Annotated in this window: 15 protein-coding genes and 1 pseudogene; 7 read left to right on the forward strand and 9 right to left on the reverse strand. The window is 71.8% G+C overall.

What is annotated here, in order from left to right:
- Positions 1 to 3 precede the first annotated feature (3 nt).
- Positions 4 to 2,691, reverse strand: coding sequence for a glutamate--cysteine ligase (locus ACIBEF_RS21995; protein ID WP_396795051.1), 2,688 nt, complete (start codon positions 2,689 to 2,691; stop codon positions 4 to 6).
- A 104-nt stretch (positions 2,692 to 2,795) separates the two neighbouring features.
- Here ACIBEF_RS21995 and ACIBEF_RS22000 point away from each other — a divergent pair.
- Positions 2,796 to 2,951: pseudogene (locus ACIBEF_RS22000) on the forward strand (AraC family transcriptional regulator); the annotation flags it as partial.
- Positions 2,952 to 3,083: 132 nt separating this feature from the next.
- On the opposite strand, the gene ACIBEF_RS22005 reads toward ACIBEF_RS22000, so the two are convergent.
- From ACIBEF_RS22005 to ACIBEF_RS22015, 3 genes are all read right to left on the reverse strand, one after another.
- A complete protein-coding gene (locus ACIBEF_RS22005; protein WP_396795052.1) occupies positions 3,084 to 4,436 on the reverse strand; it encodes a cellulase family glycosylhydrolase in 1,353 nt (450 codons plus the stop codon).
- Between the two features lie 153 nt (positions 4,437 to 4,589).
- On the reverse strand, positions 4,590 to 5,192 hold the full coding sequence (locus ACIBEF_RS22010) for a dihydrofolate reductase family protein (RefSeq protein ID WP_396795053.1): 603 nt from the start codon (positions 5,190 to 5,192) through the stop codon (positions 4,590 to 4,592).
- 134 nt (positions 5,193 to 5,326) lie between these two features.
- Positions 5,327 to 5,728: a hypothetical protein gene (locus tag ACIBEF_RS22015; RefSeq protein WP_396795054.1), complete on the reverse strand. Its 402-nt coding sequence runs from the start codon at positions 5,726 to 5,728 to the stop codon at positions 5,327 to 5,329.
- Here ACIBEF_RS22015 and ACIBEF_RS22020 point away from each other — a divergent pair.
- Positions 5,727 to 6,704: an aldo/keto reductase gene (locus ACIBEF_RS22020; protein ID WP_396795055.1), complete on the forward strand. Its 978-nt coding sequence runs from the start codon at positions 5,727 to 5,729 to the stop codon at positions 6,702 to 6,704. The genes ACIBEF_RS22015 and ACIBEF_RS22020 overlap by 2 nt on opposite strands.
- A gap of 2 nt (positions 6,705 to 6,706) precedes the next feature.
- On the opposite strand, the gene ACIBEF_RS22025 is transcribed toward ACIBEF_RS22020, so the two are convergent.
- Both ACIBEF_RS22025 and ACIBEF_RS22030 read right to left on the reverse strand, forming a co-directional pair.
- A complete protein-coding gene (locus ACIBEF_RS22025; protein WP_396795056.1) occupies positions 6,707 to 7,468 on the reverse strand; it encodes a YqjF family protein in 762 nt (253 codons plus the stop codon).
- Between the two features lie 37 nt (positions 7,469 to 7,505).
- Positions 7,506 to 8,660: a winged helix DNA-binding domain-containing protein gene (locus ACIBEF_RS22030; RefSeq protein WP_396795057.1), complete on the reverse strand. Its 1,155-nt coding sequence runs from the start codon at positions 8,658 to 8,660 to the stop codon at positions 7,506 to 7,508.
- A 407-nt stretch (positions 8,661 to 9,067) separates the two neighbouring features.
- Here ACIBEF_RS22030 and ACIBEF_RS22035 point away from each other — a divergent pair, with 407 nt between their 5' ends.
- The 3 genes from ACIBEF_RS22035 (at position 9,068) to ACIBEF_RS22045 (ending at position 11,572) form a co-directional block, all read left to right on the forward strand.
- Complete coding sequence (locus tag ACIBEF_RS22035; protein ID WP_396795058.1) at positions 9,068 to 9,991, forward strand: RNA polymerase sigma factor; 924 nt, start codon at positions 9,068 to 9,070, stop codon at positions 9,989 to 9,991.
- Between the two features lie 113 nt (positions 9,992 to 10,104).
- Positions 10,105 to 10,989, forward strand: a complete 885-nt coding sequence (locus ACIBEF_RS22040; protein ID WP_396795059.1) for an alpha/beta fold hydrolase — start codon at positions 10,105 to 10,107, stop codon at positions 10,987 to 10,989.
- A gap of 121 nt (positions 10,990 to 11,110) precedes the next feature.
- Positions 11,111 to 11,572, forward strand: coding sequence for a DUF5709 domain-containing protein (locus tag ACIBEF_RS22045; RefSeq protein WP_355423851.1), 462 nt, complete (start codon positions 11,111 to 11,113; stop codon positions 11,570 to 11,572).
- A 54-nt stretch (positions 11,573 to 11,626) separates the two neighbouring features.
- On the opposite strand, the gene ACIBEF_RS22050 is transcribed toward ACIBEF_RS22045, so the two are convergent.
- Entirely contained in the window at positions 11,627 to 13,207 is a 1,581-nt protein-coding gene (locus tag ACIBEF_RS22050) for a DHA2 family efflux MFS transporter permease subunit (protein WP_396795060.1), read from the reverse strand.
- Between the two features lie 337 nt (positions 13,208 to 13,544).
- A complete protein-coding gene (locus tag ACIBEF_RS22055; RefSeq protein ID WP_396795061.1) occupies positions 13,545 to 14,120 on the reverse strand; it encodes a DinB family protein in 576 nt (191 codons plus the stop codon).
- Positions 14,121 to 14,318: 198 nt separating this feature from the next.
- Here ACIBEF_RS22055 and ACIBEF_RS22060 point away from each other — a divergent pair, with 198 nt between their 5' ends.
- Both ACIBEF_RS22060 and ACIBEF_RS22065 read left to right on the forward strand, forming a co-directional pair.
- Positions 14,319 to 15,743, forward strand: a complete 1,425-nt coding sequence (locus tag ACIBEF_RS22060) for an aldehyde dehydrogenase family protein (protein WP_396795062.1) — start codon at positions 14,319 to 14,321, stop codon at positions 15,741 to 15,743.
- A gap of 393 nt (positions 15,744 to 16,136) precedes the next feature.
- Positions 16,137 to 16,970, forward strand: coding sequence for a helix-turn-helix transcriptional regulator (locus ACIBEF_RS22065; RefSeq protein ID WP_396795063.1), 834 nt, complete (start codon positions 16,137 to 16,139; stop codon positions 16,968 to 16,970).
- A gap of 6 nt (positions 16,971 to 16,976) precedes the next feature.
- Here the strand turns inward: ACIBEF_RS22065 and ACIBEF_RS22070 are convergent, their stop codons facing one another.
- The gene (locus ACIBEF_RS22070) at positions 16,977 to 17,276 is read right to left on the reverse strand and encodes a helix-turn-helix transcriptional regulator (RefSeq protein WP_396795064.1); all 300 of its coding nucleotides are present in this window, start codon (positions 17,274 to 17,276) and stop codon (positions 16,977 to 16,979) included.
- Positions 17,277 to 17,372 lie beyond the last annotated feature (96 nt).

Consider the following 17,372-nt stretch of genomic DNA (forward strand, 5'->3'; position numbering starts at 1 on the left):
CGGTTACGCCGACGGTTCGTCGGCTCCACCGAGCAGCCAGGTGTCCTTGGAACCGCCGCCGCGCGACGAGTTGACGATCATGCTGCCGGCCGGCGCCACCCGGGTCAGCGCCACCGGCGCGACCTCGGCGGTGTCGCCGAGGAACACGAACGCCCGCAGGTCGACGTGGCGGGGAGCCAGCGCGGTGCCGTCGAAGACCGGGTGGGTGGTCAGCGCGATCATCTCCTGGGCGATCCACCGGTGCGGGGCCGCGAGGATCTGCTCCCGGACGGCGTCCAACTCCTCCGCCTCGGCGCGGGGGCCGATCACCACCCGGTCACCGCCGTACCCGTCGACCGGCTTGAGGACCAGCTCGTCGAGCCGGCCCAGCACCTCGGCCCGCTGCTCGGGCAGCCCACACAGGTAGGTCGGCACGTCCCCGAGCAGCGGCTTCTCGCCCAGGTAGTACTCGATCAGCCGGGGCACGTACGCGTACAGCGCCTTGTCGTCACCGACGCCGTTGCCCAGCGCATTGGCCAGTGTGAGCCGCCCGGCGTGCACGGCGGCGAGCAGCGGCCAGCCCAGCGGCACCCCGTCCGCGCCGGGCGCGTGCAGCAGCGCCTCCTCGTCCATCCGCAGGTAGATCACGTCGACCTCGCGGCGGCAGCCCTCGCGGACCAGCCGGACCCGCCCCTCCTCCACCAGCAGGTCGCTGGTCTCGGTCAGCGGCACGCCCATCTCGTCGGCGAGCAGCCGGTGCTCGAACCACGCCGGATCACCGGGGCCGCTGCTGAGCACCACCACGGCGGGGTCGTCGGCCGCGGCGGGCGCGGCGGCGACCAGCGCCCGGTACAGCATCGCCGGCGTCTCGTCGGCGGGCAGCAGATCCGCCGGCACCGGCAGCTCCGGCAGCACCGCCTGGGTCAGCCGACGGTTCTGCACCGCGTAACCGATCCCGGAGGGCACCCGCAGGTTGTCCTCCAGCACATACCAGCCGCCGTCCGGGTCCCGGACGAGGTCGGTGCCGGACACCTGGGCGCGGGTGCCCCGCCGGCCCATCAGCGCCCCGGTCGGGCGCAGGCCGGGTGAGGACTCCACCACCCACGCCGGCACCACGCCGTCGGCCACCACTGCCCGATCGGCGTAGACGTCGCGCAGGAAGGCGTCGAGGGCGCGGGCGCGTTGCACCAGGCCGGTACGCAGGGTCCGCCAGTCTGCGGCGGGCACCACCCGGGGCACCAGGTCGACCGGGAAGAGCCGGGTGCTCGCCTCGCCGGCCACGCTGAACGTCACGCCCCGGGCCCGCTGCTCCTCATCCCGGTCGTGTTCGCGTCGACGCAGGGCCCCGGCGCCGAGTTGGCGCAGGGCCGCGAGCATCGGGGCGTACGCCGGTTGCGGTCCGGCCGGTCCGAAGACCTCGTCGCCGGCGTCGGCGTACGTGGGCAGCGCGGGCGGTGTCGGCGTACCCGGCAGCGGGCCGCGGACCCGGCCCCGGGTCTCGTCGAGCAGCAGGTCGACCACGTCGGCCAACCGGCCCCGTCGTTCGTACGCCCGCCGCTGCCGGGCTGCGGAGCTGCCGCGTTCCAGCGCGTACCGGGTCAGCTCGCTGACCTGCTCCCAGTCCCCGGTCGCCTCCAACTGTGGGCGCAGGTCGCTCACCAGGCGGCGGACCGCCTGGGCGGCCGGCACCGGTCGGGCCGACCGGGGCAGGTCGAGCAGGTCACCTTCCAACCCGGAGCGGGCCGCCCGCCACACGGCGGCGCGCAGCACCGGTGGTCGGACGGCCGTACGCTCCACCCCGGCGCGCAGGGCGGCGACCTCCCGTCGGACGAGCGCCCGGAACAGACCGGTGAGCAGGACGATGGTCTCCACGTCGGCGTTGGCGTCGGTGATCCGCAGCTCCACTGTGGGCACGTGCGCCGACGGCCGGACGTCGAAATAGATCATGGCGGGGTCGGTGATGGTCTCGGAGGAGATCAGCTCGGCGACCAGCGCCTCGTGGTCCGCGGCGCTGGTCACCTCGCCCGGGTCACCGGCGGTGGGCCACCGCTGCCAGACCAGGGACCGCACGCTGGCGTAGCCGCTGTCCTGACCCATCCAGTACGGCGAGCTGGTGGAGAGGGCCAGCAGCACCGGCAGCCACGGCTGGACCCGGCGGGTGACCGCCACCGCCAGGTCCCGGTCGGAGACGCCGACGTGCACCTGCGCTCCGCAGATCAACTGCTCCCGGGCGAGCATCTGGTACTCGTCGAGCATCCGCCGGTAGCGGGAGGTGGGGGTGACGCTGGGGTCGCCGTCGGCGCGCAGCGGCACCGTACCGGCCGCCACGATGCCCAGACCGGCCCGGTCGGCGACGTGGACGGCCGCCTGACGCAGCCCGGTCAGCTCGGCGCGGATCTCGTCCAGGGTGCGGCAGACCGCGGTGTTGGTCTCCACCACGCTGCGGTGCAACTCGGCGGTGAACGAGGCCGCCGGCAACCGGTCGAGCAACTCCCCGGCGCGGGGCACCAACTCCCGGGTGTGCAGGTCGACGACGTGGAACTCCTCCTCCACCCCGATCGTGGCCAGGTCCGCCGGGTCACCGTCGTCCAGCGACAGGACCGGATTGGTACGGGGGGCGGGCAGCGTCCGGCCGTTGCCGGACCGGCTGACCGGCTCGTCGTACGTCGGCGCGTTCGTGGTGTTGTCGGCCATGGTCACCCCGGTTCGCATGTCGGTGGTCTGGCTGTCCGACGAGCGTTCCCAGGGTTGGTACCGGGGGTGTTTCCGGCGCGTTAAGGTGACGCGCCCGTTCTACCCGCCCTGCTCAGCGCTGGGCGCACGCCGACGCGCTCGCCCAGGAGCATCCAGGGATCACCATCGACGAGGTCGCCCGACGTACCGGCCTGGGCACGGCGACCAACCTCCGCGCGCATTTCCAGCGGGCTTTCGCCACCACCCCTACCGCGTACCGGCGGGCCTTCACACAGTGACCCTCCCACGGCGGCCGTGACGCGCGGTGGTGGTGGTAGTGACCGCAGGTGATGTCGGGGTGTCCCACCGGCCTGGACACCCCGACATCAGCCGTCTCGATTCGATCACTCACTGTCAAGGAGCGGCCTGGGTCACCTCATGCTGGCCACCACGAACGGCGCGTGGCCGTGCAGGTAGTTGGTCCACCCGCCGGTCACCGGCGCTCCCGGGCTGAGCAGATTGGTGGTGTCGGTGCCGACGTCGAGCTTCCAGGCCGTCCAGGAGATGCCGTTCGTCTTCATCCAGTCGATCCAGGACTGCGCCTCCGGCAGGCAGGCCCGGCCGTCGAGGCCGCCATCGGCGTTGCTGGCACCCCACTCCGTGACGAACAGCGCCAGACCCGCGCGGATCGCCGCGTCGCCCTTTGCGCGCAGTGAAGCCCCGTGCGTGCAGGAGTAGAAGTGCAGGGTGTACATCAGGTTGGTGCCGGTGACCGGGCTGGCCGCCGCGACGTCCACGTCCTGTGACCAGGTCGGGGTGCCGAGCACGACGATGTTGTCCGGGTCGGCGGCGCGGATCGCGGACACCACCGCCTGGTGGTACGGCTTGATGACGTTGGTCCAGCTGACCTGGAGTGGCTCGTTGTAGGGCTCCCAGATGACGTTGGGCAGGTGGCCGTACCGGCGGGCCAGGTCACCGAAGAACGCCACCGCCTGGGACTGGTTGTTCTGCGCCTCGTGCGCGTGCCAGTCGACGATCACGTAGACCCCGGCGGTGACCGCGTTGTTGATGATGGTCTCCACCTGCGCGCGGGCCTTGTTCGGGTCGCTGAGGTACGCCCCCGCCGGCTCTACCCCCATGGCCGCGCGGATCACCTGGAGGTTCCAGTTGTCCCGCATCCAGCGCAGCGCGGAGAGGTTCTCGGCGTACGGGGCGGTTTCCCAGTTGAGCCACATGCTGCTGATGCCCCGTAGCTGCACCCGCGCGCCGGATTTGTCGCACATGGTGGTGCCGCAGACCCGCAGCTGCCCGTGCCGCTCGACCGGCGTGCCGGTGCTCGGCGGCGGGGTGGTCGGCGGCGGCGTGGTGGGTGGCGGGGTGGTCGGGGGCGGACCGCCGGCGCAGCTCGCGCCGTTCACCGTGCAGTTGAGCGGGGTGCCGGTGCCGTTGGCAAGGAAGCCGAACGACGTCGACGCGCCGGCGGCGAGGGTGCCGTTCCAGGACATGTTGGCGAACGTGTAGTGGCTGCCCGAGGTCGTCTGCTGCGCGTTCCACGACTGGCTGACGGTCGAGGAGGACGGCAGGTCGAACTCGACCCGCCAACTGGTGATCTGGGCGGAGGTGTTGTTGGTGACGGTGACCTGCCCCTGGTAGCCGTTGCCCCAGTTGTTGGTCACGGAGAACACAGCGCTCGCCGCGCTGGCCGGTATGGGGGCGGCCAGGGCCGCCCCGCCGGCGAGCAGGCCGATGACGGCCAGGGTCGTGACAAGTCTCGGTGTGCGCATGCGGAACCCGCTTCGGATCGACGGTGGTGGTCTGAGGCGGGGCGGCGCCTGGGCGCACAATATCGATCGTCGCCTATGGGGGCAAGGTGGAGGCTCTGGCCGGAGGGCTCAGCACCGGCGCCCGGCCCCGATCAGGCCGGTCCCCGCGGGCGCTCAGGACGCTCGGCGTACCCGGTAGGCCAGGTGGGTGACGCCGTCGCCCTCGACGACGCTGAACGGGCCGTCCAGCTGAAGTGGGGCGATCTTCAGGTCGGCGAAGAGCGGAACGCCGGCACCGAGCAGGACCGGGACGAGGTCGACGTGCACCTCGTCGAGCAGGCCGGCCTCGACGACCTGGGCGGCGATGGTGCCCCCGTTGACACCGACCTCCTTGTCGCCGGCGATCGCCTTGGCCCGGGCGATCGCGCTCTCGATGCCGTCGCTGACGAAGACGAAGGAGTCGTTCTCGGCTGCCCAACCCTCCGGCACGCTGTGAGTGACCACGACGACGGGCACGTCCAACGGATGCCGACCACCCCACCCGCTGGTGATGTCGAAGAGCCGCCGGCCGACGACGAGCGCGCCGGTCCGCTCGGTGAGGGCCCGCAGGTGCCGGGCGCTCGCAGCGGAGGTCCGAAAGGTCAGCTCGGGGTCGGCCGTCGGCGTCTCGACGTCGCCGTTCTCGTACCACTGGAAGAGGTACTCGAAGCCACCGTGGGACGCGTCCGCGATGTAGCCGTCCAACGACATCGTCGCCCCGGTCGTCACCTTCGTCATCGATCCACTCCTCGGTCCGTGCCGTGTCGGCTCGTCGGCGATGCCGGCTGCTCCGGCCCTCAACCCAAGGTCGAAACCGGCGCACCGTCCTCGACACGTCGGCCGAGCTTTCTCCCCATTGTCGACCGAGGCCGTCAGGGGCGCAGCGCGTTGAGCACGAGGTCGGCGTACCGGCGCCACACCGCCGGGTCGCGCTCGTCGAGCACGATGAGCTGCCGGACCGCTCCGCAGAGGATCACCCGGATGTCCTGCTCGCCGGCGTCCGGGCGGATCCTGCCGGACGCTCGGGCTGCCGCCACCAGCTGCCCGATCAGGGCCAGGATGCGCGCGGCGGGCACCAGCCTGCCCTCGAAGAACGCGTCGGCGAGGACCCGGTCGCGGGCGAGGCGTCCGAACAGGTCGGGCACGAAGGAACACCACTCCCGGTACGCGTCGGCGAGTCCACTTCTGGTGAGTGTCGTCACGTACCCCCGGGAGCGGCTGTGCCCGCCACGGCGGGTGCGGGTCCGCCAATCCGGTCGTAGCGTGGGGCGCATGCGAACCACCACGCTGGGCAGCACCGGACCCGAGGTCGGCGTCATCGGCCTCGGCTGCATGGGCATGAGCCACGGCTACGACATCACCGGCCCCCGCGACGACGACACGTCGATCTCCGTCATCCGTCAGGCACTGGACCTGGGCGCGACGCTGATCGACACGTCCGACGTGTACGGGCCGTACACCAATGAGGAGCTGGTCGGGCGAGCGCTGGCCGGCGGGCACCGGGAGCGGGCCGTGCTGGCCACGAAGGTCGGCCTGGTAGCCACCTCCCCCACCGGTGGTCCCGGCAACTCACCGAAGATCGGCAACAACGGCCGCCCGGAGCACATCCGGGCGGCGATCGACGAGAGCCTGCGCCGGCTCGGCACCGACCACGTCGACCTCTACCAGCTGCACCGGGTCGATCCGGAGGTGCCCATTGAGGAGTCCTGGGGCGCGATGGCCGAGATCGTGGCAGCGGGCAAGGCCCGGCAGCTCGGGTTGTCAGAGGTGAGTGTCGCGCAGATCGCGCGGGCCCAGGCGGTGCACCCGGTGGCGTCGGTGCAGTCCGAGCTGTCGCTGTGGACCCGCGACCCGTTGACCGAGGTGTTGCCGTACTGCGGCGAGCAGGGCATCGCCTTCCTGCCGTTCTCCCCGCTCGGTCGGGGTTTCCTCGCCGGCCGGTTCACCTCGTTCGACGACCTGCCCGCCGACGACTTCCGGCGTGGCCTGCCGCGCTTCCAGCAGGACGCGCTGCGCGCCAACCTCGCCATCGTCGCCCGCGTCCGGGAGATCGCCGACCGGGCCGGCGTGAGCCCCGTGCAGGTCGCCCTCGCGTGGGTGGTCGCCCAGGGTGACCGGGTCGTTCCGATCCCCGGCACCAAGACCCCGAAGTACCTGGTGGACAACTGCGCTGCCGCCGACGTGCGGCTCAGCGCCGAGGACCTGGCGGACCTGGACGCGCTGCCCGCACCCGAGGGTGGCCGCTACTAGTCCTACCGCTCCGGCGGCCCGGCACCCTGCGGCCGGGCCGCCACCGGCGGGCCGAACCGGACCCCGACACCTGGCGAGTAGAGCACGCTCACCGGTGGCCCGACCGGTGCCGGCAGTCCGGCGGCGACGACCAACTCGTCATCGAGGTGCAACACCTCGGCCCGGTGCAGTGGCCAGCTCGGATGCCAGTTCGGCAGGTGCAGCGTGCGCCCGTAGGCCCGGGTGTGCAGCCCCCAGCGGGCGGTGACGAAGTGTTCGAGCGGGGTCGGCTCGACGATCCGCTCCCCTACCCGCACCACCATCCGGCTCGACGCGCCCGCCGGCCCCGGCCACCGTCGCCGGCAGCGGTAGGTGCGACGGTCGCCGTCACGATCCAACCGCATCGACGACCAGAGGTACGGCAGGCGCAGCGTCGCCCGCGCCACCAGCACCGGCAGCAGACGGGACGCGTCGAGCGACCGGAACACGACCGCTCGCCGGCCGGCGTCGTCGACGGAGTAGAGCCGGACGTTGGTCTCTGGGAAGGTGCCGAAGTACGGCACCCCCGGGCCACGGCCGAAGCCCAGCCCGACCATCCGAAAACCGATCAGGCCCACGTAGCTGACCCCCCGCACCGTGTCCGGACGAGTGCCGGCGGGCAGCAACGGCGCGACCACCTCCGGAGCGACTGCCCAGTGCAGGAAGGTGAGGTCCTCCCAGCGCTGGCGCAGGAGCGTCCAGGGAAACGCCTGCCGGGGTGCGTGGTCGACCGGTTCGGGGTGCACGCTCCCATCGTGGCCCAGGCGGTGAGCCGGCGCGGCCTCAGGCGTGCGGACCGACACTGACGGTGCCGATGGTCAGCGACGCCTCGCCCTCCAGGATCTCGCCGATCCGCTCGACCGCATCCCCCAACGCCCGTCGCTGGGCGGCACCGAGCGTCCGCAGCGGCTCGACGGTGACTCGGATCGAGCGGCCGGAGCGGCGTTGGTGCCACACGCCCGCGACCACCCCGTCGGCCAGCAGCACCGGATAGTTGCCGGCCTGGCCACCGGCCAGCGCCCGCTCGGCGGCGGCACCGGGGAAGAGCCGTTCGCGGGGGTGGCAGCCGACCTGGTACGCGTCGAAGTACGGCAGCAGCCGCAACCCGGACGGCCGGTCGTCGGGGAATTCGGTGTCGTCGGCGGTCACCCAGGCCCGGGTGCCCTCGACTGTCACCTCGGTCAGATCGAGCGAGTCGAACAGCAACGTCGCCCACGCCGGGGACACCGCCATCCACCGGGCGAACTGTGCCGGGGTGGCCGGCCCGTACGCGTGCAGGTAGCCGCGGACGAGGGCGGCCAGGGCGGCGGGACCGGGCATCGGCGCGAAGTCGGGCAGCCACCGGGTCGGGCTGGTGTACGTGCTGGCCCGGCCGCGATTCGGGCCGAAGCAGACCACCCCACCCCGGGTGGCGGCGGTCATCGCCGCGACCCACCGGGGCCATTTGTCCTGGAACGCCTCCATGACCAGGTCACCCGCCCACGGGCCGGTACGGGCGACGACCTCCTCGGTCAGCTCGCCGGTGGTCAGGTCGGCCTCGGCGACCGCGTCGGCGATGGCCGCGAGGACCTGCTCGGTCTGCCGGGGCGTCAGCAGGGACGAATTCTGATCCCGGGACGGTGCCGGCAACGCGGTCAGCGCCCCGACCCACATCGGCAGGTCCGCCGCGGCGAGCAGGTGCACGGTCCCGCGTGGCCCACGGGTCTTGACCAGGGTGCGGTCGGTCCACAGTGCCCGGCGTACCAGGGCACGGGTCGCGCCCGGCACCCGCAGTCCGATGGACAGCTCGGCGGCCGACGCGATCTGGGCGTGCGCGCCGCTGATCGCCGACGCCACGTCGGCGACGCCTCCGGCGTCCGCCGCGCTCGACGTCGACCCCAAGAGCCTGTGCCGCACGAGACGCCGAGCGGACACCTGGGCCCAGCTCAGGTCGGTCATCGCCGGTTCCCGTCGAACGCGCGGCCGCCGACCGCGCACGATCGGAGGGCTTCGACAGCGCAGGTTGTCATGGCGGCCACGCTACGACTGACGTGTGTCACTTTCCGGCGACCGTCGTCGGCCCCGGGGCAGTCGGCCCGGGGTCGACTGAGCGAGCACACGCGGCGGGTGATCTCCGCGCCGACGTAACCTGGCAGGACGTCCTGCTCTGCTCACGCGCCGCGCTGGACACCGACCACTGCCTCGGCGTCGACGCTGGGCCCGACGGGTGGCGTCGAGTCATCACGGTCCTGCTATACGGCATGCGCGCCCCCGGACGCACTCCGCTCCAAGGGCCGGCACCGCAGGTCCGCCCGCAAGGGGCATGATCCACTCACATGCCCGGGCACCTACAGGGGGACGTACACGTGACGCAGAGCGACGCGGAGCTGGTGGTGCTCGCGCAGGCCGGAGACCCGGCCGCGCTGGGGGCGCTGCTGGCCCGGCACGAGGCCGGGATGCGGGCCGTCGCGCTGAGCGTCCTCGGTTACGGGCCGGACGCCGAGGACGCGGTGCAGGACACCATGGTCGTCGCCCTGCGTCGCATCGGCGAGGTCCGCGACCCGAGCGCTGTCGGCCCCTGGTTGCGAGCCATCGTCCGCAACAACAGCCGGATGGCGTTGCGCGGGCCCAGAGCCGTCCCGGTCGCCGAACCCGAGTGGTTCACCCGCCCCGCCGACACACCCACCCCGGAGGAGGCGCTGGACCGGGCCGCGACGCGCGACTGGTTGTGGCACTCCATCGGGCAACTGTCCGAACCTGACCGGCTCGTCACCCTGCTGCGGTACTTCAGCGACGCGTCCTCGTACGAGCAGATCGCGACCGTGTGTGGCGTGCCGGTCGGCACCGTCCGCAGCCGCCTCAGCCATGCCCGCCGTGCGCTCGCGGGTGGCCTGCGGACGGCGGCGGACGCGGCGCACCCGGATGTCGCCGCCTCGAACGACTCGCGGTGGCGGGAGGGCCGCGACATGATCGCCACGGCGATGGGCGGCGATTTCGACCGGGTGGTCCGCGAGAGCTGGTGGCCCGACGCCGAGATGATCGTGCCGGGTGGTCCGCGCGGCGGCCCCGACCTGGCGGTCACCGGCATGAACCACGACCTGACCGCCGGGGTACGTCAGCGGCTGCGCAACGTGGTGGCCAGCGGCGACGTGCTGATCTGGGAAACCGACCTGGTCAGCCCACCCGACGACCCGGAGCACTGGCCACCCGCGGCGCTGTGGTTGCAGGTGCTGCGCCAGGGCCGGGTACGCCAACTCACCCTCTTCCACCCCGTCCCCGCGCTGGTCTGAAAAAACTTTCCCGACCGAGCGAACTTTCCCCGCGACCCGCGCATCTGGTCCGCGTCATGCACCAGTTGCCGTGTCGGCGGACGCCGCGCGGGTCTCGGATCGGGAGATAGTTCATGGGTTCCACGAGCCACGACGTCAGCGCCCTCGCACCCGGTGCCCACACGTTCACAGTGCACGGCGTTCGGCAGGTCTACCACGTCGCCGGCACCGGTCCGGTCTGCGTGGCGCACTCGGGTGGCCCAGGCATCGAGTGGACGTATCTGCGCACGCCCAGCCTTGAGACGCACTTCACGATGGTCTACGTCGAGCCGGTGGGCACGGGCGCGTCGGGGCAGCTCGACAACGCCGACGATTACCGTCTCGACACGTACGTCCGGTTCCTGCACGCCGTCGTCGAGCACCTCGGCGAACCCCGCGTGTACCTCCTCGGGCACTCGTACGGCGGTTTCGTCGCCCAGCGGTACGCCCTCGACCACCCGGACCGGGTCGCCGGACTGGCCCTGTACGACACCTCACCCGTCACCGGGGCCGAGTTCTGGGCCGAGGCGATGGCCGGCGTCGCCGCGTACCCGCAGCGGCACCCGGACCGACCGGAGGCGGCGGCGATTCCGGCGGCCTTCGAGCAGCTCCACGCGGCGAGGGATGACGAGTCGTTGGGCGCTGCCCTGCGCGCCGTCCTGCCGGTCTACTTCGCGGACTTCTGGGGCCGACAGCACGAGTTCGCCCCACTTCAGGCTGGCGTCCGGATCTGGGCGGAGCCGGCCAACGCCCAGGATCCAGCCCCATTCGACGTCCGGGACAGGCTCGGCGAGATCACCGCGCCTGTCGTGGTGATCGTCGGGGCGTACGACTTCATCTGCGGCCCCCGCTGGGCGGAGCAGTTGCACGCGGGGCTTCCGGACTCGCGGCTGGTGCTGCTGGAGCAGAGCGGACACTTCGCCCATATCGAGCAGCCGGCGGAGTTCACCGACGCCGTGGCGGAGCTGCTGAAGCGTTGACCCACCGCGGTGCCGCCCGTCCCGAGGTCCGTTCGTCACAGCGGGCAGACCTCGGGGTGCGGGCGCGTTGCACGGTCATAAGCTGATCGCTCTGCTGCACCGTGACGAAGAGGAGACCGCCGTGAGCCAGACCGAACGGATGGATTCCGTCGACGAGTGGAACGTGGCCGAGGACGACGGGGTCCTGGACGCCTCCGACACCCTCGACGACGACCGGGTCGGCGACCCCCTCGACACCGGCATCATCGCCGAGGACCACTGGACGGCGGCAAACCGGTTCGGCACCACGCCGGCCGAGGAGCGGGCGGGCGAGTCCCTGGAGCAGCACCTCGCCCAGGAGGTGCCGGATGTGGACCCGTACGCCGAGGGTGGCGACGACGAGGACGAGTTGACCCGTCGGGGGTACGAGGCGGAGGCACGCGCCGGCCGTCTCGTCGCCTACGACGAGGGCGTCCGCGAGGACGACGAGGCCGAGTCGGTGGCATGGGACGCCGGCATCGACGCGGGTGCCGCCAGCGCGGAGGAAGCGGCGATCCACCTGGTCGAGGACCCGGACGGGCCCGGCGACGGCCCGTTGCGCTGACACCGCACCCGCCGCGCTCGGCACCCGGTGGGGTGACGAGCGCGGCGGGGTCGGTCAGTGGATGACGACGGGCGTCCTGGCCTGCTCGCCCTGCGGGTCGTCGAGCTGCGCCGGTTGACGTCGGCGCGGCAGGAACGCCGCCGGGATGAGCGTGAGCACGACCAGCGCGAACGCGACCCAGAACGTGCTCGCGAACGACTTGGCGGCGAAGTCCAACCCGCGCTCGATGATCGACGGGTCCACCGGCATCTGCTGGAGCAGCTCCGGCCGCTGCTGGGAGGCGATCGCCAGCCCGGCTTCGGTGATCGGCTTGCCGCTCTCGTCCACCAGCCCGGGGATCGGCCGGGAGCCGTTGAGCTCGTTGGTGAGGATCACCGACATCACGGCGGCGCCGACCGAACCGCCGATCTGCTGGAGGATGTTGACCAGCGTCGAGCCGCGGGCCACCTCCTGTGCCTGCAACGTCCGCAGCGCCGACGTCATGATCGGCATCATCGTGCCGCCCATTCCCAGACCCATCACGAACAGCGAACCGCCGAGCAGCCAGTACGAGGTCTGCGGGTCGACCTGGGTGAAGCCGAAGAACCCGACGACGATGAGCCCCAGCGCGAACGGGACGGTACGCCCGATCGGCACCCGGTCGGCCAACGTGCCGGCGATCGGCATGGTGATCATCGCGCCGATGCCCTGCGGGGCCATCAGCAGGCCGGCGGCCAGCGTCGACTCACCGCGCACCTGCAGGAAGTAGCTCGGGAACAGCAGGCCGGCGCCCATGAACGCGATGATGAACACGAACATCGTCACCGACGCGATGGTCAGACTGCGGTTGCGGAACAGCCGCAGGTCGAGCAGCGGGTGCCGGGGCTTGAACGAGTAGAGCACGAATGCCACCACCAGCGCGCCGCCGACCAGCATCGGGGCCCAGACCTTGGCCTCGGCGAAGGTGCCCGCCTCCGGCAGGGACGAGACGCCGTAGAGGAACAGTGCGAGACCCGGCGAGAGCATGAGCATGCCGACGAAGTCGAACGACTCGGACGGCTCGGGCGCGTCCTTCGGCAGCGCGACCTGCGCGTAGATCAGGGCGATCAGGCCGATCGGCAGGTTGATCAAGAAGATCCAGTGCCAGCTCGCGGTGTCGATCAGCCAACCACCGAGGATCGGGCCGCCGATCGGCCCCAGAAGCATCGGGATGCCGAGGACGGCCATCAACCGACCGATCCGGTGCGGACCGGCCGCCCGGGTCATGATGGTCATGCCCAGCGGCATGAGCATGCCGCCGCCGAGGCCCTGCAGGACCCGGTAACCGATCAGCTCGCCGATCGTGTCGGCCATGGCGCAGAGCCCCGACCCGATCGTGAACAGGGCCAGCGCCACCATGTAGAGCCGCTTGGTGCCGAACCGGTCCGCCGCCCACCCGCTGAGCGGGATCACGGTGGCGAGCGCAAGGGTGTAGGCGGTCATGGTCCAGGCGACGCGGGCGTAGGACGCGTCGAACTCACTCTGGAATTTGGGCAGCGCCACGCTGACCACCGTCACGTCGAGGATCGACATGATCGCGCCAAGGACGACGACGCCCGCCACCTTGAGCACCGCGCCGTCGAGTTTGTCCGATGTCGCGAGAGATTGCTGTGTCACTAACTCTCCTGAAGTCGATTGAGCCGGCCGACGGTGGGCGGTGGCGGCGATGCCGCGCCAACCGGGCGCGGGGCGCGACGTGCCAGGACGACGACGCGCGGAGGAAGACTAACCGCCCTCTGTGACGATCCGCCGCCGGATTTCGTGACGGACCGGCCGCGTATCCGATCGGCCGTGCGAACTGTGGCCGGACGTCGGGGTGGCAATCAGCCGGCACAGCCGCGAGCTGATGCCCCCTGCGTTGCCGGCGACGCCGCCCTCTTCGCGTCGGTGGCCGCGCGGGATCGGGGCGGCGGGCGGCCCAGATGCTGAGGCGTCACCGATGGTCAGCAGAGAGCTAGCTGCTGCCCCGGCTGGCGTCGAGCGCAGCCTGCTCCACTCGCCGGCGGTGGTCCCGCCACCATGACGCGTCCACGGGGGGCAGGTTGTCGTGCCTGGGCAGCAGCCCGGCCGTGCCGTCGATGAGTTCGCGCACGATGTCAGCGTGGCCGGCGTGCCGCTGGGTTTCCGCGATGACGTGGACCAGGACGTGGTGCAACGTGACCGCCGCATCGCCCCACCACGGGACGTGGCCTACGTCGTGCAGTTCGAGGGCTTCGATGGTGGTGTCGGCGTGGGCGATCACGCGCCCGTACAACGCCACGATCTCCTCGCGGGTCTCATCCGCACTCGCCCACATGTCGGCATTGGTCTCCGCCCCGTCACCGACAAACGGCAGCTCCTGCTCGAACGGTCGGCCGAACACGACGCCGAAGTAGAGGATCTCCATGGCCGCCGAGTGCTTCACCAGACCGAGCAGGTTGGTAGCGGTCGGGGTCAACGGACGCCGAATATCGTATTCGCCGAGGCCGTCGAGCTTCCACAGCAGCGACTCACGGCCGCCCTTCAAGTAACTGTGCAGGTCCGCCTTCATCGCGGCACTATGACATCCGGTCGGGTGTCGGCGTTGCCCCGAGCAGTCCGCGAAGCTCATGACCGGCAGGACACGCCACCCAGCCACGCCGGTGCTGGGGACACGGCCAACCCGAGGTGCCGGGCCCCAGCCAGGGATCGCGGAACCCTGGATGAACCGCACCTGGTTGGGGTTCGGCAGCGGTGCGACGGTCGGTCCATGACACCTTCCACCTGCACCGTTGCCGGCCACTGGATCGGTGGCGAGACCGTCACCGGCTCCGCCGGCACCCTTCCCGTCGTGAACCCGGCCACCGGCGAGGTCATCGCCGAGACCCCGGCCGGCACCGCCGCCGACGTCGACCGCGCCGTCGCTGCCGCCCGAGCCGCCTTCCCGGCCTGGTCGGCGACCACCCCGCGGCACCGGGCGGACGTGCTGCGCCGCCTCGGCGTCGGCCTCGCCGCTCGCACGGAGGAGATCGCCCAGGCGATCACCGCCGAGATGGGCTCTCCGATCGGCATGTCCCGGACCGCCCAGGTCGCGTTTCCGGCCGCCGTGGTCGAGTCCATCGCCGGCCTGGCCGACGACTTCGCCTGGACCGAGGAGGTCGGCAACTCGCTCATCGTCCGCGAGCCGATCGGCGTGGTCGGCGCGATCACGCCGTGGAACTTTCCGCTTCAGCAGATCGTCTCCAAGTTGGCACCGGCTCTGCTCGCCGGCAACACGATGGTCTTCAAGCCATCCGAGAACGCCCCGCTGACCGCGCGCATCCTCGCCGAGGTCGCCGCCCAGGCCGGCGTACCGGCGGGTGTCTTCAAGGTGGTCTACGGCACCGGCGCGACCGTCGGCGAGGCGATCTCCGGCCACCCGGACATCGACATGATCTCCTTCACCGGCTCCACCCGGGCGGGACAGCGGATCTCCGCGGTGGCCGCGACGACTGTGAAGCGGGTCGCACTGGAGCTGGGCGGCAAGGGTGCGAACATCATCCTCGACGACGCCGACCTGCCCACCGCTGTCGAGCGGGGCCTGATGATGGCGTTCAGCAACGGCGGTCAGGTCTGCGGCGCGTGGCCACGGATGCTGGTGCCCGCCTCCCGTCAGGACGAGGTCGTGGCGTTGGCCGTCGAGGCCGCGAAGCAGTACACCGTCGGCGACCCGGGCGACGAGGCCACCCGGATCGGCCCGATGGCGTCCGAGGCCCACCGGCAGAAGGTCGTCGGCTACATCGAGCGGGGCACCACCGACGGCGCCCGGCTCGTGTTCGGCGGCCCACAGCGGCCCGCGGGGCTGACCGTCGGGGCCTACGTCCAGCCGACGATCTTCGCTGACGTCGACCCGGCCTCCGCGATCGCCCAGGAGGAGATCTTCGGCCCGGTGCTGACGATCATCCCCTACGCCGACGAGGAGGAGGCCGTTGCCATCGCCAACGGCACGCTGTACGGCCTGACCAGCGGCGTCTTCGGTGAGCCGGAGCACGCGCTGGCGATCGCCCGGCGGCTGCGCGTGGGCCAGGTCGACGTGAACGCCGGCCACTGGAACCCGCTCGCCCCCTTCGGTGGCTACAAGCAATCCGGCAACGGCCGCGAGTTCGGCCGCTTTGGGCTGGAGGAGTTCCTGGAGACCAAGTCCATCCAACGCTGACCACCCCAGACCGCCCCGACCCACACCTGTCGGTCGAAATCGGGACCCGGACACCCGCCCCGCCCCGCCTGCCCGCCCGCCTGCCCGCCCGACCGCCCGACCGCCCGACCGCCCGACCGCCCGACCGCCCGACCGCCCGACCGCCCGACCGCCCCAAGATCGTGCTGGATCGTGGATGTAGTGGCCTCGATCGCCCCGCACACCACTACAACCAGGATTTAGTGCGATCTTGGGGCGGGCGGGCGGGCGGGCGCAGGGCGCACGGCGCGGGCGCGGGGGCAAAGGGCGCGGGCGGGAATGCGATCTTGGGGTGGGTGGAACAGCGGGGCGGGGCTGGTCTGTTGCACTCGATGTGCCGGTCGATCCGCCGGCACCCACCGATCGGAGACACCCGTGGACCGCGCCCAACTCGCGAGCTTCCTGCGTACCCGCCGGGAGGCCCTGCAGCCCGAGGACGTCGGGTTGCCCCGGGGCCCCCGTCGGCGCACCGGAGGGCTGCGTCGTGAGGAAGTCGCCACGTTGAGCGGGATGTCCACCGACTACTACAGCCGGTTGGAGCAGCAGCGCGGGCCGCACCCCTCGGAGCAGATGCTCGCCGCCCTGGCCCGGGGCCTGCGGCTCTCCCTCGCCGAACGGGATCACCTGTTCCAGGTCGCCGGTCACGCCGTTCCGCGCCGCGCGGTGCGGGCCGACCACGTGAACCCGGGCATGCTGCGCATCCTCGACCGGATGCACGACACCCCGGCCCAGGTGGTGAACCACCTCGGCGAGACCCTGGCGCAGACCGCGCCGGCCGTCGCCCTGCTCGGTGACCAGACCCGGTACACCGGCTTGGCGCGCAGCGCGCACCACCGCTGGTTCACCGACCCGACGGCGCGGCAGCTGCACCCGGCGCAGGATCACCAGACACAGAGTCGCCTGCTCGTGGCGCATCTGCACGCGGCGTACACCCGTGACGGGCGCGGCTCACGGGCCGCCGCGCTCGTCGACGACCTGCTGGCCAGGAGCCAGGAGTTCGCGCAGCTCTGGCGGGAGCACCCGGTGCCCGCCGGCTACTGCCCGCCCAAGCACTTCGTGCACCCGGAGGTCGGGGCGTTGGAGCTGCACTGCCAGACGCTCGTGGATCCCGACCAGTCACAGACACTGTTGGTCTTCACCGCCGTACCCGGGTCGCCGAGCGACGAGAAGCTGCGCCTGCTCGCCGTCATCGGCGGCCAGCTCGTCTGAACGCGATCAGCTCGGGCGGGGGTAGCGGGCCGGGCTGACCCCCAGGTAACGCCGAAAGTGGCGGGTCAGGTGCGCCTGGTCGAAGAACCCGGCCGCGACGGCGGTCTCGACGGGCCGCTGCCCGGCGAGGAGCAGGCGACGGGCCAGCTCGACCCGACGGCCGGTCAGATAGGTGTGCGGTGGCACGCCGTGCGCCTGGGTGAACGCCCGGACCAGGTGGGTCGGGTGGGCGTGCAGCAGCTCCGCGGCTTCCCGAAGGGTGACGCCCTCGACGGTCCGGGCGTCCAGCAGCTCCCGTAGGCGCACCGCTAGACGAGTAAGTCCTAACGACCCCGGGGTGTGGGCATAGACGAAGGGTGTTGAAGATCTGTTTGTGACGACAGACCTCAACACCCTTCTGAC

The organism is Micromonospora sp. NPDC050795, from assembly GCF_044456785.1.
In the GTDB taxonomy this organism is placed as follows: domain Bacteria; phylum Actinomycetota; class Actinomycetes; order Mycobacteriales; family Micromonosporaceae; genus Micromonospora.